Source organism: Gardnerella washingtoni (assembly GCF_049262705.1).
GTDB classification, from domain to species: Bacteria; Actinomycetota; Actinomycetes; order Actinomycetales; family Bifidobacteriaceae; genus Bifidobacterium; species Bifidobacterium vaginale_D.
In genome coordinates this window covers 93,741-120,726 of record NZ_CP058398.1, presented here as the reverse complement: position 1 = coordinate 120,726, position 26,986 = coordinate 93,741, and the positions used below count along the sequence as shown (strand labels likewise).

Below are 26,986 nucleotides of genomic sequence, written 5' to 3'. Positions count from 1 at the left end.
TTGCCTTCCCGTTTGCAAATTGCATGTACAGTGACAGAGTCGATTTCCATTTTAGCAGTTGCCGCGCCGGAAGAGACACAGCGAGTGATTCAGGCGCAGCAAAGCGTGTACTAGCGCGTAGTAACGCGTATTATTTTGCAGATTTGCTTAGTAAATCTTCCTAGAATATTGCCTAGCAGATTTGCCTTGCAGATTTGCCTAAAATATCACTTAGCAAAATATGCGCGAATTTCGTCAGCACTTCCGTAAGAAGCTTGCGCACCAAAGCGAGTTGCAGCATAAGCAGAAACGTAAGAAGCAAGAGCTGCAGCGTCCGGCAGCGACATCGAAGCAGCCAAACCAGCCAAAACTGTGCCCATAAAAGCATCACCGCAACCAGTAGTATCTACAGCGTGAACTCGCTGTGCTGCAATACGGCACACCGGATCTTCCTCAGCATACTGCAAAACAACAGAACCATCGCCGCCCAAAGTCACAACAGCCTCATCAAAACCAAAGTTGTGCATCACTTCAGCAGCATGCTGCCAATCAAAACCATCCCAATTGCCATCTTCTGGCTCGTCAATATGAAGCAGTTGCGCCATTTCATGCTCATTTACCAACAAAATGTCGGCAGCATCAATCAACTCTTTCGGCAATGTATCAACAAAAGGAGAATTATTCAATAAAACTTTTACACCAGCAGCATGAGCAATTTTCGCAGCAGCCGTAACTGTTTCCATCGGGCTTTCTAAGCAAAGCCCAAGCACACACGCGCTCGTCAAAGCGCTTTTAACAGATTCAATATAAGGAACCGTAACGTGCGCATTGGAACCAGGCGCGTAAACAATCGTATTTTCGCCGCCTTGAGCATCAACTGTAATAACTGTGGCACCGCTTGGAACGTTGTCAACATGCAGAATTTGTGTAGTGTCAACACCAGCATTACTCAAAGAATGAAGCAAGAAGTCGGCGTTTTGATCGCTGCCAACAGCACCAAACATGCGTACATGCGCGCCAATTTTAGCGGCAGAAACAGCCTGATTTCCAGACTTTCCTCCCGGAAGAACCTTAAGCTCGCTTCCATTAACCGTTTCGCCCGGCTTCGGGAGACGATCGGCAACAATCGTGTAGTCGGCATTCATTGAGCCAACAACTGCAATCGCAGACTTAGCACAATCGGCAGTCTTCACATTTTCTAATACATCCAGCGAGTTTAAAGTATCATGGTAACGCATTAAAATTCCTTTCTTTGTTTGGTTTTTATTTTATAACCTAAGTCAGTCAGCACGCTTGCACAACAAAATCATCATAATGAAAATAAGCCCGAAGCCCACGAAATCTGCCCACGAAAAAACAGCTCCCGTAAACAGCACTGCTGTGATCGCAGCAGTAACCGGTTCACTCGCTCCAAGAAGCGTACCTCGCACAGAACCTACGCGCATAATACCTTCAAGAAACAGCCAGTAAGCTCCAAAAGTGCCAGCAACAACCGTAAAGGTGAACAGTGCAAGCGCCCGCCAATCAAGCTGCGGCATCGTTGCCCACGGACGCACAAACGGCAGCATAATCAGACCTGAAATAATAAACGTAATGCCGTTTACTGTAAGATTTCCCCATTTTGCAATCAGCTTCACCGGCATAATTGCGAGCGCCGCCGTTGAAGCCGCATCCGCCAATCCCCAAAGCAAGCCCATAATCGGCAATGATAGCGAAGAAAGATTGCCGCCGGTTGCCATTAAAGCAGTTCCTGCGAAAGCTAGCACAACGCCAATCGTTTCGCGCATAGTCGGCACGCGACGCGTATGCAAGCACGCATAAACCAGCACGAATAGAAGATTAAGGCTTTGAAGCACAGTTGCAGTGCCGGAATTAGTCCAATCAATAGTGCACAAGTACGAAACTTGCGTAAGAAGCACGCAAACCACGCCAGTTACTGCCATTGAAACCCACGTACGCCCAGATTTCATTGCTCCAGTAAGCTTACGCGGGGTGCAAGCTGCTGCAGTGATGCTAAACAATATGCCTGCCGCGATTTGACGCACGCACGCAATTTGCAGCGGAGTTACGTGATATGTTGACATCAGGATTTTCGACACGGTTGCGTTTGCGCCCCAAAATGCGCCGCCTAAAAGAGTGAGCAGAATGCCAATAAGTATGGCGTTCGTTGAGTGGTTAAACGCTGGATTAGGGCGATCCGGAGTGCTCGCTATTGCCTGTGCGGCAGATTTAGAGGCGTCGAAAGTTTGAGAGCCAGTTTGTTGCTCCGCGCGAGATTCCGCGCGAGATTCCGCGTTAATAGACGCATTCTCAGCAGACGCATTCTCAGCAGACACATTCTCAGCAGACACATTCTCAGCAGACACATTCTCAGACGTAGGTAAATCTACAGCACGCCCATCACTACCCAACGTAAGCTTAACCATTACCAGATTCACCTCGCATCCCCAAAACAAGCAAACATGCAGCAATTATTGCACGCTGACTCAACTAATGCTCATACAAGCAAAACCAACTACTATGAATATAAGTAAAATCAACAGCAAAATGTACTGCTTAAATATTTTTCATGCAATCAATAACAACCAATCACAACCAATAAAGAAAATATGGTAAACGCATAAATACATGCACATGCAACAAATACATATATACAATGAATATATGAGTACGGAACGCAATGCATTTACGCCTTTTCACATACTGGTAACAGGCGGTGCAGGGTTTATTGGATCGAATTTTGTGCATTACATAGCGAAATATCATCCGGAAGTTGCAATTACAGTGCTGGATTCACTTACATATGCCGGTAATATTGCGAATTTGTATGGATTGCCACAAAATTTTGCGAATAATCAGTACGCTTTTATTCACGGAGATATTCGCGACACAAATTTAGTTAATCAACTACTCAATCCCCGTACTCAGCACACAACTGCTGCAGGAATATCAATGCCAGCAATCGACGCAATTGTGCATTTTGCTGCTGAATCACACAACGACAACGCAATCGAGTATTCGGATCCATTTTTAAGTACCAATATTTTAGGTACGCAGGTTCTTCTTGATGCTGCACGAAAATACAATATTCGCTTCCATCATGTGAGTACTGATGAAGTGTTCGGAGATTTGCCATTAGATAGTCCATTGAGTTGTAATGAAGAAAGCCCGTACCGACCTTCAAGCCCATATGCAGCATCCAAAGCCGCAAGCGATCACCTTGTGCGCGCTTGGAGTAGGACTTACGGTTTGCGCGCAACTATTTCTTGCAGTGGCAATAATTACGGTCCGCGTCAACATATTGAGAAGTTTATTCCGCGGCAAATTACCAATATTATGTGCAATATGCCGGCAAAGTTATATGGCAATGGCGATTCGGTGCGCGATTGGATACATGTTGAAGATCATTGCGATGCAATTTGGCGCATTTTAACGCGTGGAACAATCTGTGAAACATATCTTGTCGGAGCGCAGTGCGAGATGAGCAATCGCGACGTATTGCGGATGTTGCTACCTATAATGGGCGTTTCGGAAACGAATGTAGTGCACGTACAGCCACGACCAGGAGAAGATCGCAAGTACTCGCTCAATAGTACGAAAATTCGTACGCAGCTTGAATGGGAGCCGCAACATACTCATTTTCAACAGGGTTTGCAAGAAACTATTGCGTGGTACGCGTCTCACGCTGATTTGTGGAAGCCTATTAAAGCGCAAGTTGAACAGCATTATGCAGCGTTGGGACATTAAGCGTTACGCACGCGCGAGCGTTACACTCCACCCAAATCCACAAACTCGGGATAAAGTGCGAGCAAATGTGGACTTACACACGACCCAAGTCCAGGGTTATAGGCCAAAAAGTGTGTAAGAAATCATGTCTCACGCATTGTAATACAAGTGTTTTGCGGTAATCGAATCTGTTTGCTGCACATTCGCCACCCGGACAAAAAGTGTGTAAAAAATAAGCTCATAACCCTTATAGCAGTAAGGCTCAATGTATATCGAATGTGGGTTATTTCTTATGCTAATCGGCGTTCAAAGTAGGTATTAGCTGAATATTTAACAATAAATCGTCAAACTTTGTTACTAATGCAGATTACGTACTGCGCGAAGAACGTATAACCCCGCTTATTCGTTATTAACGCAGATTACGTACTGCGCGAATAACGCTAAATCGCAATTATTCGTTACTAATGCAGATTACGTACTGCGCGAAGAACGTATAACCCCGCTTATTCGTTATTAACGCAGATTACGTACTGCACCAGTAACATACAACCGTTACTTTCTCAGATACTTGACTGAGTTTTTAACAGTGTTTGAGTGATTACCGTTGTTTTCTCAGCTAGATAACTGAGCTAATAACAGTGTTCGGGTGATTACCGTTGTTTTCTCAGCTAGATAACTGAGTTTTTAACAGTGCTGAGGCTATGGTTTATGCCACAGAATATTCATCAGCTTAGCTTTACACCCTTTTTGGGAAATAACCCGATATTCACCCCTTTATACACCCTGCTTATAATCAAAAATAATGGCACTTAATGATACAAAATGCAAAACAGAAAAACACTGAAAACAAGCCAAAAACGTTGATATTTCAAGGGTTTTCGGCATGAAAAAAGGGCTTCTAGCGATTGGCTAGAAACCCTAGGCGCGGAGAATACGAGATTCGAACTCGTGAGGCTGTTACACCAACACGCTTTCCAAGCGTGCGCCATAGACCACTAGGCGAATTCTCCAAACTGTTTGCCCAGCAACTAAATGCTTGCTAAGCAGACAACTTAAATAGAGTACCACAAATCACGGATATTGCAAACTCGCGCGCGCCGAACCACCTTTTTTGGAGACACTCGCGCAGTACGCTTTCTGCATCCGTGTCCCATTCTGCCAGTTTTCAGACACTCGCGCAGTGCGCTTTCTGCATCCGCGTCCCAAAACAGGCAAAATGAGACCCTAACGCAGTACGCAATCTGCGTGAGTGTCCGAAGAATGGTCAAAGCGCACGCGGCGGCCAGAACCAAAATTCCAATGGGCTACTACACTAACCTGCCCTGCCTTCGTCAATCGAGACGAAGGCAGACCTCACTTGCGTTGAAAGCACCCCGTGCTTTCAACTTGAGCAAGCTCACGCTCCGAGTTGCTTTCGCGCGCACAATGCTGCGCTCAAGCAGGTCGTCGCGCATGCGAGGAAAGAAATCCCCCAAAACTCGCGCCACATAAAGCAAGAACCACGTTAAATGTTTGCGGCGGTGAAAGTTGAGATTACTTAAGCAAAGGCACTACTTGCGTTTCGTAAGCACGCAAAGCCATGTCGATTACGTTGTGCATGTCGTAATAGCTGTAAGTTCCAAGCCTGCCACCGAAAACAGTGTTAGGCTCTGCTGCAGCAAGCTCCGCATAGCGCGCGTACAATGCTTTATCTGCCTCAGTATTCACAGGATAGTAAGGCTCGTCGTCGCGGCTGGCTGCGCGCGAATACTCTTGCCACACAACAGTCTCCCCGGCTTTCACGCTTTTGCCCGGCACAAAATCAGCCTCGCCATTAGACTCCGCAGAAACTTCCTCTCGCTCCGGATTAAAGTTCTTAAACTCAATCGCGCGCGTAAACGGCACGTCAGCATCCGAATAATTCATCACCGGGCAACCAAAGTGGTCGCTCTCCTCATAACGCACTTCCTTAAAGTCCACAGTCCTCCACTTCAACTCGCCAAGAGCGTAGTCAAAATACCTATCAACCGGACCGGTATAAACCACTGGTACTCCAGCCTCCGCCAACGCGCGCTTGTTAAACGGCTGCGACTCGTCGAAGAAGTCTACGCCAAGTGAAACGTGAATACGCGGATCGTCAATCATGCGCTGCATCCAAGCTGTGTAGCCGTCCGTTGGCAAACCTTCCCAAGTGTCTTTAAAGTAGCGATTATTGTAGTTAAATCGCACAGGCAAACGCTTAATAATTCCAGCAGGCAACTCGGAAGGATCCGTTTGCCACTGCTTTGCCGTGTAGTTTTTAATAAACGCCTCGTAAAGCGGACGCCCAATTAAGCTAATGCCCTTATCATTCAAATTTTGCGGATCTTTGCCAGCCAACTCCCCCGCTTGACTTGCTATCAAAGCCTTCGCTTCTTCCGGCGTGTAGTGTGCATGGAAGAATTGGTTCATCGTACCCAAGTTGATTGGCAACGGGTAAACTTCGCCGTCGTGCGTTGCGTACACGCGATGTACGTAGTGAGTAAACGACGTAAAACGGTTCACATAATCCCATACGCGCTTGTTGCTTGTGTGGAAAAGATGCGCTCCGTACTTGTGAATTTCAATTCCCGTGCGCTCGTCAAAATACGAGTAAGCATTGCCACCAATGTGATTACGAACGTCAATAATTTCGACGCGAGCGCCAGCGCGTTCTGCCGCTTGCTGAGCTACAGTTAAGCCGAATAATCCGGCGCCAACCACTACTAAATCCGGGTAATTTGTTGATTTGTTGTCGCTCATGTTCTGCCCCTATCGGTTACCTTTTACAGTTACGTTTTACAGTTACGTTTTACAGTTACAAATTATGTTTCACTATTTGCACATTGCATGACGCATGACGCACATTGCACATTGCATGATGCACATTGCATGATGCACATCGCACATCGCATAGCGCATGCGTTTTATTATTTTTGCGGAAAATCTACTTTTGGATTAAATCGTATAGCTTTCAGCATTTGGCTAATCATACTGCGACGTAACTTGCGTGCCACATGCCCGCGTCGCATCTGACGAATCACATTTGCACAGAACAGTAAGTACTTTGCTTTACCTTCGTGATGCAGTCGGTACGATGCTTGATTGCGCACGCCGTACGCAAATTTCCACGCATTTTTTTCGTCTATCATCGTAAAGTTCACGCCTTTATTAGCACCCATATCGTGCACAATAACACTATCGAGCACTTGTACACCTGGGCATACGCGTGTAATGCGCAACGTATATTCCGCGTCGTCGAACCAAATAAAGTATTCTTTAAACGGCAAACCATGCTTTTCCATAACCCAACGAGGAATAAGCACTGACACAAACGAACAGCTTGTAACCATAACGAGATTGCTAAATCCTTTAGCAATAAGTCTTCCCCAATCCCATGTTGGTACAGGATTGTTCATTTCGCAAATTGATCCGTCAATGAACTTCACCATTGAGCAAGCGTATGGCACATCTGGACCAAGCTCACCTACAGCAGCATTAAATCCATCTAGCAACTTTTCCAATGCTTGAGGCTGAGGGTAGCCGTCGTCGTCGAAAATCCATACGAAGTCAGCTCCCAATTCGTAGCCTTTTCGCATGCCAGCACTAAATCCGCCAGCACCACCAACATTTTCTGGAAGAGTTACTACAGTAAGTTTCACACTGCCATCCGCATAAGAATTGGCAAAATCATGCGCATATGCTTCTAGATACTTATCTGTGCCGTCTGTTGAAGCATTGTTTACAATAATCAGCTGATTTGGGATTCGCGTTTGCGCGCGTAGCGATGCCAGCACCTTTTTTAGTTTTTCGAGGCGATTAAAGGTGACGACTACAGCCGCTACGTTCGTTTGGCTACCAGCTACGTTCACTTGGCTACCAGCTACGTCGCGTTGTTGCGTTTCGTTCGCGTCGACCATCATTTGCTCCATTCTTTAAATAATCTAGTAAATAATGCGTCTGCTGATTCAAGTTGCGCAAAATTATTAAGTTGACGAGTTTCTTCTTCCCAAAGTTGAGAGCGAAGATTTTCGTTTTCACGTAATGTTACTAACGCTTTTACAGATGCTCGCACAAACTGCGAAGTCATGCGCGGCAATAACGCGCTCTTTGGTATAACAGTGCGCTGCGAACCAACATCAGTGGATAGCACAGGCACACCATTTGCTAACGCTTCAATAGTAGTTAATGTTATGCCCTCATTGACTGAGCTAATCAGCAACACATCAGCATCGTCGTATGTTTGTTGCGCAGGTACGTTCATAGAACGGCGTTCAATAACATTTTGCAAACCGTACCGTGTAATAAGTTCAGTCACAAAAGTATCTAATTCGCCATCACCGTGCAAAATGAAGTGGAAGCAACCGGGGTATCGTTTGTTAAGCGCTCGCGCTGCAAGTACGAACGCTTCTGGCCGCTTTTGGCGAGCCATACGCCCCACAAAAGCTACAGTAAGCACTTTGTTATCACATCGTGTAGCCACCGTATTGCATTGTGTATGCGTTGTTAAACCAATAAGCGGAGCATCAACGATTTTCGCCTCATCAATTTCATGCACATCATGCAACCAATGTACTAATTGCGGCGAAATAACGTGGTGCAAATCAATCCATTGATCGTGCGTCACAGCCTCATGCGGATACCCTCCGCGATTCACATACTCAACAATATGCAGCGAATCAACAATATGCATGTTCGGGAAATACTGTTTCACCCACCAAATATGATCATACAACCACTGGCAGTGATGTATAGCAATACCTCGAATATCAAACTGTTCAAATAGCGAGCGCAACAACGGCACGTCTTTCCAACATTCTTGCACTGGTGGAGTAAGAGGCAATACGAGAGCATTCTCACAAAAATCTTTTGCTATCCACGGTTGATGACCATCGCGATCAGTGATAATAATTGGCAACAATCCAGCTTGTTGAGCTATGCGGATAGTTTCTACAGCCCAACGCTCAGCACCGCCAGCTTGTAACCAGTGTAAACCAATAATTACAGCTTTCGGAGCATTTGCTACGCGCTTGCCCGGCACAGCTTGTTGTACTGGTGCTGCTACACCTTGGGCTTGTTCTTGCTTGTTGGCAACATTTTCAAACAGCTTTTGGTTGAAAGGATTGTAAGCAGTAGTGCGTTTACGTGACGCAATTTCGCGACGCTTTCGCATAGCTTCGCGCACAATATCAAACATTGACGGCGCATGCAATTCGCACTCTTTATAAATACGCTGCTTCAACGTATCAGTTGCCCAGTGAGACATTACGTCGTCGTCAGTAGCATCATCTGGCGTAAGCATTAAGTAGCGCGTGCCATCGTCCGGAACAACAATATCTTCATTCCAATATTCTGTTGGATACTCACTACTTGCTTGTACTGTTGATTGTGCGCTAAAGGTTGCGCATGGCTGCAAACCTGCACCTTTTGTACAAACTCCGTTAAATACTGAAAAATCAGCCAATCGCGGATACTGCCAACGCGCACCCATGTAAACTTGGTAGCGTAACGTACGCCCCGGCTGCATGAGCGAATGGTAATTGATAGCTCCTGTAATAAGCCTACGTTGGCGTTCACTTATTGAAGCTATATATTGTTCACCATCAGCATCAATCTTAAAAAACGTTATCATCAATATGCCTTTATGTAACTTTATGGTGTTTGTGCATAAAGCTCGTATTCTTAACTTCTTATCAACTTCTTATTAACTTATCAAGCCTATTAACATTGCGAATGTTACACAATTAACATTGCGAATGTTTGACGCAATGCATAGTCATAGCATTGTCGTTTAAGAGCGCATATTCACGATTTCGACTATCTCTTACAGCAAACATGCAAGAATTGTTGTCGTTTGTGAACGCAATCATGTCAGTATCATCAGGATCAGTAGCACTTCTCGTACGTAAGGAAGCGACAAGCTTAAATTCGCCATTATTGAGGATTGTAAGTGGCATTTCAAATTCAGCGCGCTGACGACCTTCACCTTCTAACTCAATGGCGTCTCCACCAGTGTCGTACGCAATTCCGCCACGCTTAATGTCGTGCATTGCCACAGCTATAAAGTACTTTCCAGGCTCGTTGAATTCGTATTCTACAGCAAAACGGAATGTTTCATCACAGTTGAGCAACTGCTTACTCATTGGCACAATGCGCATAAACGGTACGCGTTCGTTTAAACCGATAGGATATCCGTCAGCACTATCGTTATTCTTTTTGTTGGAAAGATTTTCGAGCGTGTAGCGGTTTGCAACGTCGTCTTTGTCTCCGTTTACTATCACTTCGCCGTCTTTAATAAGTACCGCTTTATTACAGTAGCGTTTCACAGCGTTCATGTCGTGCGTAACAAGAATAACAGTTTTGTGAGCATCTTTTTTCACTTTTGCAAAGTATGCGTCGCACTTTCGCTGGAACGCTTCGTCACCTACTGCGAGCACTTCGTCAAGCACGAGAATATCTCCTTGTGCTTGGATTGCTACAGAAAATGCTAAACGCACCTGCATGCCTGAAGAATAATTTTTCAGTTTTTGATCCATAAATTCTTCAAGTTCTGCAAATTGCACAATATCGTCATACATGTTTTCGATTTGTGCGCGAGTAAATCCTAGCAGCGCTCCGTTAAGGAATACGTTTTCGCGACCAGTTAATTCTGGGTTAAAACCCACGCCTAACTCAATAAATGGTACTAGCTTCCCATTGACGCGTATGCTGCCGGAATCAGGCACGTAGATTCCAGAAATAAGTTTTAGCAAGGTTGATTTTCCGCTGCCGTTTCGTCCTACGATACCGAAAAAGTCACCTTGATGTACTTCAAAATTAATATCACGCAGAACATGCTGTTCTTTGTAGCCTTTAATACCACGAGTCCAATTAATAAACGCCTGCTTTAAGCCACTTGCCTGCTCGGTTGGTAGTTTAAAATATTTTCCAACATGCTCAACAGAAAGTACAACTGGACGAGAATCTTCTACTTGAGCAGGTTGCTTTGTGGCAGTATTTGCTAACTCAATTTCGCTCATTACATCACCTCAGCAAACTTGCGATTGCACTTACGAAACACAACAACGCCAAGCACACACAGCACGATAGTGAGCACTATTGGCACTGCTACAGATAGTGGTGAAGTACATAAATTCCAGACAGTAGGTTGTGTAAGTGGCGCTACAAGATTATGTCGTAAATCTTGAATGCATTGTGCAATAGGATTCAGTAACTGTATTTTTGCAATAAGCATGCCCCATTTGCCGAGAGAACGATTACACATTACCATGCTCAGTGGGTAAATAATTGGCATAGCGTAGAACAATACTTGTTGAGCAACATCCCAAAGGTGCGCAATATCGCGAAAATACACGTACATAGTTGCCAGTAGCAGCGTTACGCCTAATGCCAATGCGTACAACTGTATGCAATTCAAAGGAACTAAGAGAACCCACCACGTAAATTGCACGCCCGAGCATATTGCAAAAATAATAACGACAACAAGATTTATTGCAAAACTGATTAACGCTCCAACAGTTGCCGACACTACCACAATGTAGTTAGGAAAATGGATTTTACGAAGTAAGTCACCGCGGTCTACTACTGCACGCAAACCGATTGATGTTGCTTCACCAAAAAACTGCCAAGCACTAATACCAAGCAGCAGCACCACTGGATATGTTGGAGTACCATCAGACATCCTCAAAAACTTTGCAAACACTGCGTACATAACGCAAAACAGCATGAGTGGGCGCAAAACTGACCACGCAACACCTAAGAAAGAACCTTGATAGCGTAGTTTGAAATCAGTTTTTACTAGCTCTTTCAGCACTACCCACGAATAGTGGTAGCGCGCACGTAACGTATCTACAATGTTTTTCACAAGATATATATTTTATCAGTTAGATACTATTTGTTTAACTATGCTTTTCTGCGCGCAGAACTAAGAATTATGAGGATGATGATGAACCAGCAAGAAACAGTTGCAACTACACCAATGCGTGATTGGCGTTTTGAATGGCTTCGTATTATTGCAATGCTACTTATTGTTGCTACACATTTTTTTGCTGCAGACAATAAGAGCGTTACGCTTCCTCATATTTCGCTCCGTTTTGCAGCACACGAGTCACTCATGATGAGTGGACAGGTTGGAGTCACTCTTTTTGTGCTTATTTCTGCATACTTTTTAAGCAAGCACGATATTTCAAGACTGCTTCCTCAACAGACTCAACGATTAGTAAAATTGTGGACGCAAGTTTTCTTCTACTCGGTTTTAGGAGTAGCTGTTTACGCACTATTGACACATTTTCTGCGCAGGTTGCTACCTCAAGAATTATGTAGTTATCTTTCTACTCGTAATATAGTAAGCTCACTCTTCCCAATTATTTTTAATAATTATTGGTTTATTACTGCTTTCTTCGTTCTTATGCTCATCGCACCTTACGTAAATATTGTTTTTCATGCGTTAAGTCAGAGGCAAGCAATTGTGTTTCTTACGATTGTGGTTGGCATAACACTGCTGTGGAAGTTTGCTAATCCTCAAATTCAATACTTTACTGATGTAGCTTATCTGCTGTCGATATACATGACTGGTGCGTTTATTCGCAAATATGAACATCAGCTTCCTCATATCAACGCAGTAACGGCTTGTATGGTAACGTTGCTGTGCTATGCGTTATGTGTTATTGGCACGTGCGCTGTGCAACGTGGATTTATTCTTACGAGAGTGCTGAATTATCCTGGCAATCTTTTTATTGCAGGTCCTGGCGCTTCCCCTGTGCTTTCTGTCATCGTGGGAACGATATGGTTTTTGTATTGCGTGCAACGTTTTAGCAAAACTACAGTTACCCATTCTCAATTCGGCATCATAGTAGCTAAAGTATCTCCTGCTACGTTTGGCGTGTATTTAATTCATGAGAATTTTTTGATAAAACCATTGTTGTGGAACATGGTTTTCCGCACGCCTTTAGCGAATCATGCTATGCCTTATGAAATAGCTTGTAATGCGCTACTTATTGTGGGCACATATGTTGTGTTATTGGCAATAAGCTTTGTGCTTTATAAGATTGCTGTTACACCATTATGCAAATTAAGTAGCGCTATAGTGCGCAAGTTTAGTGCGAAAGCTACAGCATAATACTCTTATTTCATTATTGCTTCATTATTGCTTCATTATGTACATGGTGAGCAATTCATGGTGAGCAATTTATTGATTGCAATCAGCTGTAATCTTATACAGTCGCATAGTACCCTCAGTGAGTATAGGTTTAAAACCTGGTGTTGTGTCACGAACTCTGTCGATGCCTTTCCACTGAGCAATCTCATAGCTTGCATACATTGATTTCATATAGTTTGGGTTAGACTCATCAACTTGATAATCGCTGCGGTTCAATAGCAGTAGATATTTTGCCTTCGTATGAGCGACAGCAGCACAAACCTGCGGATCTTCATATATGCGGTTAAGGCGCGTAGCGATAAGCGTATTATCTTCTGTAGGAGCACCCATCCAGTTGCCCTCCCACGCTTTGTAATACACGTTTAAGCCGTCAACACCCCAAGCGTACACACTACCGTCATACGGCTGATTCAGTACCAAAGAACCTTGAGGAACAATCTTAAGAACTTTTTGCACAAAAGCAGATTCTTGAGCATCGTAGCTTTTTGGCTTTCCAGGACGATTCCAAAAACGAACGTCACGTACTACAGCGCCAAATGCCGTGACTACCGATCCGTTACTTCCAGAAAGATAGTGAGATGGGAAGTAATTTATGAGCAATAGTACGCATGAAAGTACTGCAACGAGTAACTTACGATTATGAACTTGTGAATAGTCAGCGAGCGCAATATTACTCATATTGCATATAATGTCGAAACACACGCACATGCCAAGTGCTGCCAATGCTGCGCCAAAGAATACTGCTGAAGCTCCAAGTCGATACGAATCGTGATACCAGAAACCAGTGAGCACTGCTTTTGCGCGACCGTCACTAGCAGCAGCAAGCATGTATAAAATGCACATAATTCCGTAAGCACAGCTCATCCACAGATACTCACGGTGGAATAGCGTATATATAATGCCGATAATCACCAGTATTCCTAAGCAAATTTGCGGTTCAGCATTATGGAAACCAACAAAGAGCACGTCAATACCTGCCTGAATTTTGCGCTCAATTGCTGGCCACTGCCATGTAACGGTACGCTGCATAAATGACGCTTTATATAAGCCAAACCATACTGCAACGATTGCTACCAACAGCAACACCATAACCATACACGAATACTGAGTACGCTTCTTAGTATCTTTCACGATTTGAGAAACGTATTGCGGAACACAATAGAACAGGTATGGGGCTACTAGTACGCCCATGGTGAATACTGAATTAGGCTGCGTAACTGCTATACCCACTAGGGCTATTAGTAGCATTGCAAATGTTGCTAAACGACTACGAAGCGTGCTTACTGGATGCAACAATTTTATGCATAATGCAATCGCTAACGGCAAAATGGCGAATGATAGAAGATTGGAATAAAGCGACCCGAACACTAAGAACCGCCATGGGAAAATGGCAAAGAGCAGTGGCGTTAACGACATTGCCATTACAAAACGTTGTTGCTTTTGGAAAAGCATGCGTGCAAGCACAAACATAGAAGTCGGGTACACTACCGTAAGTATGAGTACAATACCTGCGTTAATGACGACCGGAATTGAGGCACCAGTGGCAGAAGCTGTTAATGCCATTAAGGAGTGCCAGCCTGTTGGGTAGAATTTTGAACCAACTGTTGCAATGATATCGCCAGAGTGAAGAGTGGAATAGTCGCCTGTAGTGAGGAATTTGCGAATAATACTCATATGCCAAGCATTGTCATACAGTTGCGAATATGTAGATAATCCGCCAATTTCTACGAAGAAAATAATAAGAACAATTACTGCGCTGATTACTACGTATAATCCTGCGATTGACCATGGCGAGCGCATTGCACGATCAAGAAAGTTACGTGTAGTATCAGTAGCAGATTTATTCGCAAGTATAACTGCTTGATCTGCAGCATCAAGTTGAGTATCGGCTTGTTTTTCAGTTTTTTTCATTACATTGTTATGTAAGATGAGCGATGTTGCGTATGCTACTATGCACACTAACGTAATTGGTAGCACGATGGTGAGCCAGGAGCCACGAATATTGATGCTGCTTAATATAATTTCGTATACTCCGTAGCAAGCAAGCGTCATAGCAGGAGCAAAGAATAAGCTCGTCATTCTTGTTTGACGAGTGCTGCGTAATAGTAAAAATCCTGGCAGGTAAAGGAATACAGCCATCATCATGAATGATGTTAAGAACATGGCTAATGTTACGACCGAGAAACCTACCATGGCTAAGAGGCCCTTTCTTTGATGCTAATGCTGTGCTTACAATCTACCACTTCACTGTAACGCAATCACTCTTCGTTAGCAAAGCAATGCGCTGCAAAGTTGCACACAGCATATTCTGGCTGTTCAATTCAGCAGCCGCACACCTCACACCAAACTCAATCCCATCAATCCCCTCAACTACCACCGCCCCAATCAAAACTCATAGCCGATAGTTACACAAGTAACGAATAAACCGAGCAACCAAATAAAGCAGCGCAACAAAATAAACCGAGCAACAAAATTAAGCTCGCGTCGTCAAACTGTCAACTTCACTGTTGAATATCTTGTTCGATGGTATCTATTATGTGCTGGTTTTGTAGGATTTTACGATCAATATGTTGGAAGTGCGTAATAATGTCGGCTGGCAGTTGATAAATATTGCCATAAGCACGTTCCAAGATTTTTTCTGCATATTGCGGCACATTTACAGAAAAGTTTTCAAATGTTGTTGTTTTTGTTGGAAAAACTTCATGGTATTGCAGCGTGTATAGGTTTTCTGCTTCAACATTATCGAGACCGTATACCATGCTTGCGGCATCGGATTTGTTGACAATAAGTCCTTGCTGCACAGCTTGTTGCTGGTAGCGTTGGAATACTTGCTCAATATCTTGCGTATACTCATTGCCGTTTTCTATATAACCGCGTTGTTTCCAATCTTGGAAATACGGTTGAGCTTGTAATGTTTGCTGCAAATTATTGCGAAGTTGCACGAAAGATTCTTGCTGCTCAGCAGTGTATTGTGGCGCGTAATCGTAGAAGAAAATATCTAAGAAACAAGGATTTTCAGTGTTCTTGTAGCGAAATCTCAATTGACGGCAACAAACGTACGGATCGTATACAAGTACCGCACGGTAGCGCGCACGTAAAGTAGCGTCTTCGCGCAAGAGGACAAGCAGTTTATCAATGTCTTGTCGCATCATACCTAAGTCAACATCATCATCCCAAGGTATAAAACCGTGGTGTCGTATGCAACCAAGCAGTGTGCCAAAATCAGCCCAATATTGAAGATGATGTTGGTTTGCAATTTGCGTAAATTCATTGAGTAATGCTGCGCAACCACGCTGTATGAGTCGCACAGAGCCAGTAGCTTTTGGCAGATTGAGAAAGAATCGTTTACGCGCGCTTAATGCATCTTCATTTTCTTGTTGATAATTCGCCCAGAACATCATTGATGAGTGTTCACGATTAGTGCGGATTTCATCGCGTAATGATTGCAGCATCGTATGTTGATTATCTTGTAACGTTACGTACTGTTGATGTGCGCACTGCTGTAATTGATCCAACTGATTTTGCATGGCAGTAACTTGCATGCGAAGATCTGCAACAGCACGCTTTGAGGCTGGAAGTCTGCTTATAAGCCAACGCAGTGGTGAAATCATATCTTCTGCTCCTCGTGATCACAACGTAAGTTACGATGTAATAACACAGCATACTCTCTCTTGCTGTTACCGCAAACTTTCCGCGTATATTGCTCAAAGCAAGTTGTGCGAATGACTACTATGCGAATAAATTTCGCTTATACAAAATTCATATTTTTCATACATATGTAGTACATAAGTTGTTCAACGTTCAGAAGAAACAACTACAGTACCAACGATGATTACTACACAACAAGCCCATGCAATAAGCGGTGGAATTGTTTGGGAAAGTAACGCTGCAGCAATCATGCTCCACACAGCATAGGTAATATTTCCAGCCATTGCTCGAGTTGCTCCAACTTTTGCAATACCGCGATAGTAGCATAAGTACGATGCTGTGCCTAAGAGTGAGATAACAATCGCCAACACAAGCAAATACACTGAATCTATACGCACGCGGAAAACTGGTAGCAAGGTGCATAAAGGCATAATTACTATAGCGTAGGATATTGCGGAAACTGTTTCGCGAATATGCAGCATTACTTCGTCGTCAACACTGTGTTTTCGCGTAGCCCAAGCACAGGCGACTGCTTCACTACCCCAACCTATAACACTAAGGAATGCAGCAATAAGACCTAATAGTACACTGCCTGAAGATGTGGCGTGTGCAGCTGAGGGTTCTGAGCAAGAACAGTATCCGAGTATGCCTACTGCCATAAGCGTTATGCCGAACGCTCCGTAGCGTAACGCACTCAGTCGTTCTCGCAACAAGATTGATGAGAGTAGCACGCCGAATGCTGGATATAGCGCTGATATTGCGGCAGCATAGCCAGCGCCAATATTGTTGGCAGCAAGCACGTAGCCAGTCATGCCAATTGGTCCGCCAAGAAGTGAACTCAGCACAATAGGTATGAGCAGTCGTGACTGTCGATACACTGCTAGCATGTTGCGCCATTTGCCACGAAAAGTCATATATACGCATAGCACTATTGCGCATAACACGTCGTGTATGCATGCTCCGACTACACCAACATAGCATGCTGAATTTGGTACACATCCGCTTACTGTTATTGCAACCAGTAATGCTAGTAACGCAGTGTCTAAACCCCAGAATAATCCGCTTAATAAGGAATACTTCATGTCACTAAGCTTTCTTCTTCTGAACTCTTTTTCTTATTTTTCTTATTCTTTATTCATTATTCGCTGACTATTACTTATTCGTTTATATGTATAGGATGGGAAGTTGCATAAGCCATAAGCGCACGCTGGGCGTAATGTTTTGCATATCGGTAGTACAAGTATCGGCAATCGCCAACCGGTTCACCTTCAGCTTCTTTGAGTAGTGCCCACAAGTACCAGCACCAGCCTGCAAAACTCACGTATGCTAAACAGTGAGCGCGCTCATCGTCTGTAGGAGTATGGTCGAAATACTCTACTAAAGCTGCGTCAAATTCTTGCTCAGTAAGGGCATCCGAAACACACATGGTTGCTACGTCTTGTGCATAATCAGACATTCCAGCATATTCCCAATCAATAAGATGGTAGCGACCTTGCGAATCAACTAATACGTTAGAGCCAAGTAAGTCGTTATGCGATAAGCATGGTTCCTGATACGCACTGTAATCTAACATTTGTTGATGCAGTATATCAATTTTACAACTTAACGCTACAATACCCACCGGGAGTATTGCGTTGCGAATTTGCAGCTCATTCATATAGCGTTGAGATTCTTCATAAAAATCAAACTTACGATTTACTGTAGCGTTACTGTTATGAAGTTTTCTTATAAGCTGCATACCTTCATGCAAATCGTGTTTCGTATGAAAATCAGCAATACGACAGCCTTTCAAAAAATGTGAAATCTTCCAACCACACTGCGGATCATCCGCAACAAACGTACCATCTAAACCAAGCTTTTGAGCCACACGCAAAGCTTCATCTTCTGCTTGCCTATTGATGAGCACATTCGTACCAACACCAGGATGCCGATACACATATTCACGATCAGCAACAGCAAAATGACAAGAAAGATTCGTTAAACCATTTTTGAGAGGGTACACATCATGAATGTCTGATTTTTTGCAACCAAGTACTCGAACAATGCGATCAAAAACCTCACTATCAACATTCTCTAAAAACAGCGGATCAAACTCGCGAAGCTCATCCAACGAATCAAACTCATGAATAATCGGCGGATCATAGCGACGCATACGCATATCAAGCTCATCTACATGATCAATAAAAATATTTTCCCACAGCTTGTCAGCAGTTTGCGGTAAATCGTACTCCGCGCGTAAAATCCGCACAAATTTAGCTGAAAATTCACTATCAAAATACACGTGACCAATCATGTACCAAGCATCACTTCCGCCAATACTTACTGAAGTAATACGATCATGCGCACCAACACTCATGCACCACTCTTTGGTGTTACCCTGCTGGTATTGCGCAGCATAGTACGCTTTCCACACATACAATTCAAAAGGATTCTCATCGAAATAATTATCGGAAGAACAAATATATGTGTTACTTAAACGATCAGCGACTGCCATGATCGAACTGTTATTATTGCGCTCGAGATATTCCTTATTAGGCACAATCTTCACATGAAACGCATCTTCCAAATAGAAGAATCGTTCCTGTTTGTAGCCAACTACTACGCTAATATCGTTAATTCCTGCCTCTTGCAATTGACGAATTTGTCGCTCAATAAGCACTTCGCCACGCACAGTGAGTAAACCTTTTGGCAATTCGTAAGAAATCGGAGAAAAACGTGACGAAAGCCCTGCTGCCATAATAACGGCATTGTGCACACGATACGGTTCAAGTGCTGTAAGACCTTTTGCTGTAACTTCACCATTGACAACAAACCCATGCTGAATAGCATCGCGCAACGCACTATTAACTGTGCCTAATGAAAGCTTCGTATGCTCAGCTAGAGTACGTTGATTGCTTCCTGGCAAACGTTGCAATGCTGATATTACCGCAAATTCGTTGTGAGTTAATGCTGAATATGCTTCCATAACACTGTCTCCATGCACTAGCTGAGGTGCATGCTACTAGCTCGATACATTGTGTTGCATCGGTAGAGTATGCACCAGGCGTTCAAAAATAATTATTATTAGTTTATTTTGAACATTCGACACTATTGGCAGCATCCGCAACAGAAGCATCCGCAACAGAAGTATCTTCAATAAATGGGACTGCTACCAACAGTAAAGCACAGAATAAGAAATTGATAGAATATCGCACAGAATGCATCGGCGCGAGCATAAGATTGGCCCACGATAACGCCACTGGAGCAAGATACAGCAAATTCCACCATTTTTTGCGCAATATACATCCCGCAATAGCAAAAACAGGAATCCACAGCACATACAAACCTTCCGCGCCCAAGAAAGACACAACAGGAAGTTTATTCATAAGCTTATGAAACGAAACTGTTATATGTTTACGGAAAGGCGACAACGTGCAATCCTGCACTTGAGGAAGAATGGCATATCCGCCACTCGGACCCCAACCACACTTCATAGTCCCATACGTAAAGTAGGTATCATCAATCACAAAAAAGTAGCGAATAAATGACACAGCTTTCACATAATCAACTGGATAGCGGAAGAACAATCGAATCCACAAACGTACAAACGCAGCAATATCCTCGCTTTTAGCATTACGGTACATATTCTGCTTAGCAGCATCCACACAATGCTTGTCAAAATGCTTTTTAGCACGATGAACATTAAACACGCGATGAGCAATCTCAATGTCTTCCTTCGCAAGCTCACGCTCATGCTTCATCAACACTGCTGTTACCTGCTGAATTGGTGTACCCAGCACTTCCTGCTTACCACCTTGCGCAATATGCAATACAGGGAATAAAAACATAGGTATACATATAAGCGCTACTACAAAAGGAATAATTGCAGCAATAAGAGTTTTTACACGCTGCTTAAGTAGCACAGCAACAACAAGTAAACAAGGCATAGTTATGTACAATGACGTTTTACGCATAAGTCCTGCAAGAAAAGCAATAACCACAAAACCAAGAAGCCATCGCCAAGAAATATGTATACGATGCATTACACGATACACATATTCAAAGAACATGACGCACCACAGAGTAAAGAACGGCACCCACGTAGTGTCCTTCATAATAATCGTCATATAAGAAGACCATGCAGGTAGCAGTGCAAACAGCATAAACGATGCAACAATAATTCGCTTGTGCAATTTTGTGCGACAAGCAACCCAAGCTATTGTTACTACCAGCGACAATGCGCCAACAAATGATTGCAATGCCATCAAAAGCACAAACCCCAGCTTTTCACAGCCGAGCCACAAACCCAACTGATCAAAAGCACCATATATAAGTGAATCAAAAAATGGGTTATGATCTGTCATCCAATAACCAGGCAAAGGAACCATCATCATAGGGTCCCAAGCTGGAAAACCACGCACTTGAATGAGCTGAACCATCGTATCTAGTGGAATCGAAAATGTTCCATTGATTATCATCATAGGAATCCACAATATAAACAGCACAGCGGTGAGCAGTAGCACACTGTTACACTTAAACTCAATACGAGCAATAGCGTTATACAGCCAACGCAATGCCCTCATAATACAATCGACACAACGATGATACTGATTGCTTATTATTGCGCCGGAAGAGGTTGCGCCGGAAGAGGTTGTGCTGGAAGATACTTCACTATCAGATTGCGTAACACTTATTGTCGCAATATCATTACCTACGCATTCGTCAGACTTCATACGTTGCACCCACAGCAACACAACTGAATAAGCAAGGAATAGTGCTATTGCAACGCAAACACAACGAAATATCGTAAACAATACGAGCAGAACCCGAAAATGCAACGACCCTGTAAGAACAAACGATGGCAACAATGCGTGAATGCGAGAAGCTGGATCACCAACAGACATCAGCGATAATGCAAAAATGAAACTTACACTCATGCCAACCACTCGCTGACGGCATGTTACATAAGATAATGTTGGTAAAGCAACATACACTCCACAACTGGCAGCAACGTACAAACATAATGCAGTAAAAGAACCAAATGTTGAAGCCGAAGGAAGCATAAGAGCTGCAGTAATAACAAAACCGAGCAAAGCAGCTACAATCAATCGAGTACGCATCCCCATTTTGTGTTGCGCAGTTTCTTCAACTAATCGAACTCCATCTGACTGATCATTGAACACTGTAAATCCCCCATACGCTACATGTGTTATACGTATTGCGTGCCACCATAACTGTTCTTAATATTCGCATTCATCATATAGCTTGCAAAAGATTACACAACACTTGCCACACAGTATCGCAGACTATACTCACGCAGTATTGCAGACTCCATGCGCAAGTACGACGCACAACACCGCACACTGCCACATAAACGCAAACAGATTGTTGCGCTACAATCCACAACAATAGGTAAGATAACAGTGATACGCGCAGAGTGTGCGAAGATTACTGCTCACTCCATGCGCACTATTCGCCATTATGAAGGGATATTACTATGACTTCCGTCGCAGTGTTGCTGCCTTGCTACAACGAAGCAATTACTATTGGAAAAGTTGTGCGAGATTTCAAAGCTGCTCTTCCGGAAGCCACAGTATATGTGTACGACAATAATTCAACCGACAACACTGCCAGCATTGCTACAGAAGCCGGCGCAATAGTTCGCAAGGAACCACGTCAAGGCAAAGGCAATGTAATTCGCGCCATGTTCCAAGACATTGACGCAGACGTTTACATTATGGCGGACGGCGACGATACCTACCCTGCTGATGCAGCACCAAACATGGTCGCCAAAGTTATTGAAGGCTACGACATGGTTATTGGCGACCGTCTAAGTTCCACGTATTTCCAAGAGAATAAGCGACCATTCCACAATTTCGGTAACCGCTTAGTTCGCGGAGCAATTAACACACTCTTTCATGCAAAAGTAACCGATATTATGACCGGATACCGAGCATTTTCTTTCGCTTTTGTAAAAACATACCCAGTACTTTCACGCGGCTTTGAAGTTGAAACAGAAATGACTATTCATTCACTCAACAACAACGTGAAATTGTATGAAATGCCAATTCAGTATCGCGACCGTCCAGAAGGTTCTGTTAGCAAACTTGACACCGTTGGCGACGGCATTCGAGTGCTTTCCACCATTTTCCGCATGATTAGAGAATATAAGCCAATGCCGTTCTTCGGCACTCTCGGCGTACTGATTACTTTGTGCGGGCTTGGTGCATGTTTAACACCATTTATTGAATTTTGGCGCACGCATTTAGTAACACATTTCCCAACCCTTATTGGCGCGGTCATGCTTATTATTGCCGGCTTACTGTTCTTTATTTCGGGGATTATTCTTGAAATTCTAGCTAAAAACGAACGCAAACGTTTTATTGAACAAGTCAACCTATTCGACTACCTACGTCGACACTAAAAGAATTTTTATAGGTACGTTCATAGTTTCATAGGTGCGTTAATAGTTTTGCATACTATTTGCATACTATTTGCATACTATTTGCATATTATTTGCGCATTATTTGCGCATGTAACCTATTTTAGGATGCAAGAAAAGGTGCAAAAAGGTATAAGAATAGGCGAAGAACGTTGATATATCAACGTTTCACAAGTGGAGCGGACGACGGGAATCGGACCCGCGTAATCAGTTTGGAAGACTGAGACTCTACCATTGAGCTACGTCCGCAATTACGCACCGCATTCGCACGAAATATTTACGCACAAACAGCGACTTGTTCAAGTATACAGATAGTTGCGACATTGCCATTACCATTACTGCTAAAATCAATAGTAAAATCAACTTTTTGCTAAATTCTTACCCTTTATTAAGGTATTTTTGCTAATGTAGAACTGAAAAAGCACGTAAAAACATGTCTGGAGGATTTGTGGGACAGATTATCGTACGTGTATTAGCGAGTTTAGTATCAATTGCAACCGCTTTTACTATGAATGCTGTGGCACCTCAGCAATCTTCTGCACCTGTACATACTCGCAGTAATGCTGTTACTACAACTGCTAAGTCAAGTACTACAGCTGTTAAACCAATTATTCAACCAACGCCGTCTGGCGTAGTACGTCAAACTGCGCTTCAGGAAAACGAGTACGGTGCGCATTGGAGTGAAGCTGACGGTCTTGCCGCATTCCTTGATGGCAATGACAACGTGTTTGTGAAGAATGCTCAAGGCGTTATTGATGTTTCTGAACATCAGCATGAAATTGATTGGGATGCTGTAAAAAATTCCGGCGTAGATGGTGCGATTATTCGTATTAGCTATGGCTGGGATAACGGCTACGATAAGCAAGCGTTACGTAATATTCGCGAGTGCAAGCGTCTTGGTATTCCATTTGGTATTTACATGTATTCCTACGCTGAAAAAGCCGCAGATGGTGCTGCCGAAGGTGCGGATGTTGTAAATCTTTTGAAAGGTGCTGGAGTAAGCCCTAGTGACTTAACGTATCCGGTGTATTATGACTTGGAAAAGTGGAGTTGGAGTGGTCACCATCCACCGACTTCTCCATATGTATATCAGGACATTGTGGCTTCATGGTGGAATCAGCTCGTTTCTGCTGGTTACACTAAACTCGGTGTTTACTCATACACGAACTATTTGAGAGGACCACTCAATTCTCAGTATATTCATGAGCGCACTAGTTGGGTTGCAAGTTATGGTTCACGCGTTGGCTTCCCTATTACTACAGCATTGCGTGGCTGGCAGTATACGTCAAGCGGCAGTGTGAACGGCATTGCTGGTCGTGTAGATTTGAACGCATTCGGCATGGCTGATGGCGGCGAAATTAACGGCACTTCTGAATTTGGCACCACAACCTCATCTTCATCTCATGCCACTAACAATACAGAATATGCCGGCTTTGATGTTCAACAGTTGCCACTGATGGATCTTCCTAGTGGAGATTACTTCATCAATACTATGCTGAAAAGCACTTCAAGTATTGACATACCTGGTGCAAGTAAGTCAGATGGTACAACTATCCAATTGTATTCATGGAATAATTCCAACGCTCAAAAGTTTGCATTTGAGCGTCAAAATGACGGCACTTACGTGATTCGTAATAAGAATTCAGGTAAAGTTTTAGACGTCCGTTATGCTGAACCAGCCAATGGTGCTGTTGTGTGGCAGTATGCCGCAAATGGTTCTCAAGCTCAGCGTTGGCTGATTCGTAATGCTGGCAATGGTTACTTTATTCAGTCTGCACTCGGCAACTGGGTGCTTGATATTGCTGGCGCAAATCGTGCTAATGGCACTCGCATTAGCTTGTATCGTCCAAACGGCACTAAAGCTCAACTCTTTGTTCCATCTTCTACTGATTTTGCTGCTAAGAACGGATTGCTTGTGAAGTCAGCAGTCAACAACAAAGTTGGTATGGATATTCGCTGGGGTTCGCTGAGTAATTCTGCACCGTTGCAAATCTATCAAAGCAACGGTTCTCAAGCTCAACGTTTTAGCTTTAAGCAAGTTGGTAATGGACTTTACACTGTTTTGAACGACAATTCTCACAAAGCAATCGATGTTCCTGGAGCTGCTACTGACAACGGTGTGAAGTTACAGCAGTATACTGCCAACGGCACAGATGCTCAAACTTGGGCTTTGTGGAAGTATGCTGATGGCACATATGCACTGATTAGCATGTGCTCTGGTAAGGCTATCGATATTCCTAGCGCGAATGCTCATAATGGTCAGCGAGTTCAAATGTATACTCCAAACCATACTGCTGCACAGCGTTGGAAGATTGAGTAATAGCGACTTGTCTGCGTTACAAGTAACAAGAGTTTAGTTACTTAAGCGCATGTGAGTTTTGCTTGCACGACGACCTGTTTGAACGTTACAAAACATAGCGCTCAAGCAGGTCGTCAGTGTATATTAACACAACTTATTTCTAGTGTAGTAATGCATGTAGTAGTGGGGTTATTCCCCCAAAAGTGTGTAAAGCTAAGCTGATGAATATTCTGTGGCATAAGCCACAGACGCAACACTGTTAAAAACTCAGCTAACAAACTGAGAAAGTAACGGTTATTAGCAAAACACTGTTAAAAACTCAGTCAACAAACTGAGAAAATAACGGTAATCACCCAAACACTGTTAAAAACTCAGGCAAGTATCTGAGAAAGTAACAGCCATATGTTACTCGCGCAGTACGTAATCTGCATTAATAACGAATAATTGCGATTTATCGTTACTCGCGCAGTACGTAATCTGCATTAATAACGAATAATTGTGATTTAGCGTTCTTCACGCAGTACGTAAACTGCGCCAGTAACAGCGTTTGACGATGTGTGTTATATATACTTGGAACGCCGCTTAGCATAAGAAATAACCCACATTCGATATACCACGAGCCCTACTGCCGTAAAGGTTATGAGCTTATTTTTTACACAGTTTTGTCCAGGTGGTGGCGAATATGCAGCAAACAGATTCGATTACCGCAAAACGCTTGTATTGCAAGGCCTAAGACATGATTTCTTACACACTTTTGGCCTATAACCCTAGTAGTGCGTGTATTAGTGCATGTATTACTAGTTGCGTGTATTAGTGCAAATTCTGTTCTTGCTTTCGTCAATCAGAACGAAAGTACGTTTATTACGCTCGCACAATCTCAGTGCACTTACTCACAAAATTTGCATTGAAAGCACATTCGCAACATACTTTTTATTACGTTATGTAGATTTGTTTTATTCCGTTATGTAGATTTGCAATCGTGCTTCCGATATATTGTGAAGTGGATTGTAAACAGTGGATTGTGAAGTGGATTGCGAACCATAAACTATGAGAACCGATCAGTATGCAACAATAGGTTCTTACGCTATGAGGGAAGGCAGTGATCATGATTGCAGGGATAGGTCACGATGTGGTGAATGTTGCACAATTTGCTGAGCAGATGCGCGAAAGTAACGGTTGGCGAACACTGTTTTCTACGCGTGAACTTCGACAATGCAGCCTACGTGCAGAAGCTAAGCATGATGATGAATCTTTGCATATTGCTGCGCGTTGGGCTGGCAAAGAAGCAGTGGTTAAAGCATGGTCTGAAGCATTATCAATCAGTAATGGCACTTATCCGTATACGCTTGACAATACACCTTGGTCAAATATTGAGATTCTTGACAATGCTCACGGTTGCCCGCGCGTGCAGCTCTCACAAGAAGTACAAAGTAAGCTTTATCAATCATGTCATCATATATTTTCTGACAGTAGTAGCAGCGACGATGGCGGCAATAACAGTAATAGCAGCGTGATCCGCTGGCATATTTCACTTACTCACGACGGATCTACACAAGATAATACAGCAATCGCTTCCGCTGTAGTTCTGCTCGAAATCTTGTAGTTTTCGGTAGTTTATTGAGTAGTTTATTGAGTAGTTTATTGAGTAGTTTACTTGATAGTTCGATGCGGGTGGTTGCTGTGGCGTGCGCCCGAGCTGCCATACAAACTACACCAAACTCACCTGCCATACCCAACTCACCTGATACACCCAATTCAC

The 26,986-nt window shown here is 43.5% G+C and carries 17 protein-coding genes and 2 tRNA genes; 5 read left to right on the top strand and 14 right to left on the bottom strand.

Annotated elements, in window-relative coordinates; genetic code table 11:
- Positions 1 to 206: 206 nt before the first annotated feature.
- Both HXT28_RS00365 and HXT28_RS00360 read right to left on the bottom strand, forming a co-directional pair.
- On the bottom strand, positions 207 to 1,217 hold the full coding sequence (locus HXT28_RS00365) for a ribokinase (RefSeq protein WP_422113460.1): 1,011 nt from the start codon (positions 1,215 to 1,217) through the stop codon (positions 207 to 209).
- Between the two features lie 42 nt (positions 1,218 to 1,259).
- A complete protein-coding gene (locus HXT28_RS00360; protein ID WP_422113459.1) occupies positions 1,260 to 2,405 on the bottom strand; it encodes a DMT family transporter in 1,146 nt (381 codons plus the stop codon).
- Between the two features lie 238 nt (positions 2,406 to 2,643).
- Between HXT28_RS00360 and rfbB the strand changes: the two genes are divergently transcribed.
- A complete protein-coding gene (gene rfbB, locus HXT28_RS00355) occupies positions 2,644 to 3,726 on the top strand; it encodes a dTDP-glucose 4,6-dehydratase (protein WP_422113458.1) in 1,083 nt (360 codons plus the stop codon).
- 904 nt (positions 3,727 to 4,630) lie between these two features.
- Here the strand turns inward: rfbB and HXT28_RS00350 are convergent.
- From HXT28_RS00350 to HXT28_RS00325, 6 genes are all read right to left on the bottom strand, one after another.
- Positions 4,631 to 4,715 (bottom strand) — tRNA-Ser (locus HXT28_RS00350).
- A 523-nt stretch (positions 4,716 to 5,238) separates the two neighbouring features.
- The gene (gene glf / locus HXT28_RS00345) at positions 5,239 to 6,465 is read right to left on the bottom strand and encodes a UDP-galactopyranose mutase (protein WP_422113457.1); all 1,227 of its coding nucleotides are present in this window, start codon (positions 6,463 to 6,465) and stop codon (positions 5,239 to 5,241) included.
- Between the two features lie 167 nt (positions 6,466 to 6,632).
- Entirely contained in the window at positions 6,633 to 7,634 is a 1,002-nt protein-coding gene (locus HXT28_RS00340; protein WP_422113456.1) for a glycosyltransferase family 2 protein, read from the bottom strand.
- Entirely contained in the window at positions 7,622 to 9,334 is a 1,713-nt protein-coding gene (locus tag HXT28_RS00335; RefSeq protein WP_422113455.1) for a glycosyltransferase, read from the bottom strand. The genes HXT28_RS00340 and HXT28_RS00335 overlap by 13 nt, the downstream gene beginning before the upstream one ends.
- Before the next feature lie 112 nt (positions 9,335 to 9,446).
- Positions 9,447 to 10,721: an ABC transporter ATP-binding protein gene (locus HXT28_RS00330; RefSeq protein WP_422113454.1), complete on the bottom strand. Its 1,275-nt coding sequence runs from the start codon at positions 10,719 to 10,721 to the stop codon at positions 9,447 to 9,449.
- Positions 10,721 to 11,566 (bottom strand): ABC transporter permease, encoded by an 846-nt coding sequence (locus HXT28_RS00325; RefSeq protein ID WP_422113453.1) that lies wholly within the window; start codon positions 11,564 to 11,566, stop codon positions 10,721 to 10,723. The genes HXT28_RS00330 and HXT28_RS00325 overlap by 1 nt, the downstream gene beginning before the upstream one ends.
- A 75-nt stretch (positions 11,567 to 11,641) precedes the next feature.
- Between HXT28_RS00325 and HXT28_RS00320 the strand changes: the two genes are divergently transcribed.
- Entirely contained in the window at positions 11,642 to 12,820 is a 1,179-nt protein-coding gene (locus HXT28_RS00320; RefSeq protein WP_422113452.1) for an acyltransferase family protein, read from the top strand.
- A 69-nt stretch (positions 12,821 to 12,889) separates the two neighbouring features.
- On the opposite strand, the gene HXT28_RS00315 is transcribed toward HXT28_RS00320, so the two are convergent.
- The 5 genes from HXT28_RS00315 to HXT28_RS00295 all read right to left on the bottom strand — a co-directional run bounded on the left by HXT28_RS00315 (position 12,890) and on the right by HXT28_RS00295 (position 21,669).
- The gene (locus tag HXT28_RS00315) at positions 12,890 to 15,052 is read right to left on the bottom strand and encodes a DUF6541 family protein (RefSeq protein ID WP_422113451.1); all 2,163 of its coding nucleotides are present in this window, start codon (positions 15,050 to 15,052) and stop codon (positions 12,890 to 12,892) included.
- 308 nt (positions 15,053 to 15,360) lie between these two features.
- On the bottom strand, positions 15,361 to 16,470 hold the full coding sequence (locus HXT28_RS00310; RefSeq protein ID WP_016636579.1) for a LicD family protein: 1,110 nt from the start codon (positions 16,468 to 16,470) through the stop codon (positions 15,361 to 15,363).
- 183 nt (positions 16,471 to 16,653) lie between these two features.
- Positions 16,654 to 17,589, bottom strand: a complete 936-nt coding sequence (locus HXT28_RS00305; protein WP_422113450.1) for a DMT family transporter — start codon at positions 17,587 to 17,589, stop codon at positions 16,654 to 16,656.
- A gap of 74 nt (positions 17,590 to 17,663) precedes the next feature.
- On the bottom strand, positions 17,664 to 19,472 hold the full coding sequence (locus HXT28_RS00300; protein ID WP_064346859.1) for a phosphotransferase: 1,809 nt from the start codon (positions 19,470 to 19,472) through the stop codon (positions 17,664 to 17,666).
- Between the two features lie 103 nt (positions 19,473 to 19,575).
- A complete protein-coding gene (locus HXT28_RS00295; RefSeq protein ID WP_422113449.1) occupies positions 19,576 to 21,669 on the bottom strand; it encodes a DUF6020 family protein in 2,094 nt (697 codons plus the stop codon).
- 314 nt (positions 21,670 to 21,983) lie between these two features.
- On the opposite strand from HXT28_RS00295, the gene HXT28_RS00290 reads away from it, so the two are divergent.
- A complete protein-coding gene (locus tag HXT28_RS00290; RefSeq protein WP_016636584.1) occupies positions 21,984 to 22,910 on the top strand; it encodes a glycosyltransferase family 2 protein in 927 nt (308 codons plus the stop codon).
- A gap of 193 nt (positions 22,911 to 23,103) precedes the next feature.
- Here the strand turns inward: HXT28_RS00290 and HXT28_RS00285 are convergent.
- Positions 23,104 to 23,177: transfer RNA gene (locus tag HXT28_RS00285), tRNA-Gly, on the bottom strand.
- 184 nt (positions 23,178 to 23,361) lie between these two features.
- On the opposite strand from HXT28_RS00285, the gene HXT28_RS00280 reads away from it, so the two are divergent.
- Complete coding sequence (locus HXT28_RS00280) at positions 23,362 to 25,248, top strand: RICIN domain-containing protein (protein ID WP_422113448.1); 1,887 nt, start codon at positions 23,362 to 23,364, stop codon at positions 25,246 to 25,248.
- A gap of 1,084 nt (positions 25,249 to 26,332) precedes the next feature.
- Positions 26,333 to 26,830 (top strand): holo-ACP synthase, encoded by a 498-nt coding sequence (locus HXT28_RS00275; protein WP_422113447.1) that lies wholly within the window; start codon positions 26,333 to 26,335, stop codon positions 26,828 to 26,830.
- The last annotated feature ends 156 nt before the right edge of the window (positions 26,831 to 26,986 follow it).

Bases quoted from the DNA above. Each gene is read 5' to 3' on its own strand.
- HXT28_RS00330 (WP_422113454.1), bottom strand. From the start codon at position 10,721: ATGAGCGAAATTGAGTTAGCAAATACTGCCACAAAGCAACCTGCTCAA.
- HXT28_RS00315 (WP_422113451.1), bottom strand. From the start codon at position 15,052: ATGGTAGGTTTCTCGGTCGTAACATTAGCCATGTTCTTAACATCATTC.
- HXT28_RS00340 (WP_422113456.1), bottom strand. From the start codon at position 7,634: ATGGAGCAAATGATGGTCGACGCGAACGAAACGCAACAACGCGACGTA.
- HXT28_RS00360 (WP_422113459.1), bottom strand. From the start codon at position 2,405: ATGGTTAAGCTTACGTTGGGTAGTGATGGGCGTGCTGTAGATTTACCT.
- HXT28_RS00310 (WP_016636579.1), bottom strand. From the start codon at position 16,470: ATGATTTCACCACTGCGTTGGCTTATAAGCAGACTTCCAGCCTCAAAG.
- HXT28_RS00300 (WP_064346859.1), bottom strand. From the start codon at position 19,472: ATGGAAGCATATTCAGCATTAACTCACAACGAATTTGCGGTAATATCA.
- HXT28_RS00365 (WP_422113460.1), bottom strand. From the start codon at position 1,217: ATGCGTTACCATGATACTTTAAACTCGCTGGATGTATTAGAAAATGTG.
- HXT28_RS00305 (WP_422113450.1), bottom strand. From the start codon at position 17,589: ATGAAGTATTCCTTATTAAGCGGATTATTCTGGGGTTTAGACACTGCG.
- HXT28_RS00335 (WP_422113455.1), bottom strand. From the start codon at position 9,334: ATGATAACGTTTTTTAAGATTGATGCTGATGGTGAACAATATATAGCT.
- rfbB (WP_422113458.1), top strand. From the start codon at position 2,644: ATGAGTACGGAACGCAATGCATTTACGCCTTTTCACATACTGGTAACA.
- HXT28_RS00290 (WP_016636584.1), top strand. From the start codon at position 21,984: ATGACTTCCGTCGCAGTGTTGCTGCCTTGCTACAACGAAGCAATTACT.
- HXT28_RS00275 (WP_422113447.1), top strand. From the start codon at position 26,333: ATGATTGCAGGGATAGGTCACGATGTGGTGAATGTTGCACAATTTGCT.
- HXT28_RS00280 (WP_422113448.1), top strand. From the start codon at position 23,362: ATGTCTGGAGGATTTGTGGGACAGATTATCGTACGTGTATTAGCGAGT.
- glf (WP_422113457.1), bottom strand. From the start codon at position 6,465: ATGAGCGACAACAAATCAACAAATTACCCGGATTTAGTAGTGGTTGGC.
- HXT28_RS00320 (WP_422113452.1), top strand. From the start codon at position 11,642: ATGATGATGAACCAGCAAGAAACAGTTGCAACTACACCAATGCGTGAT.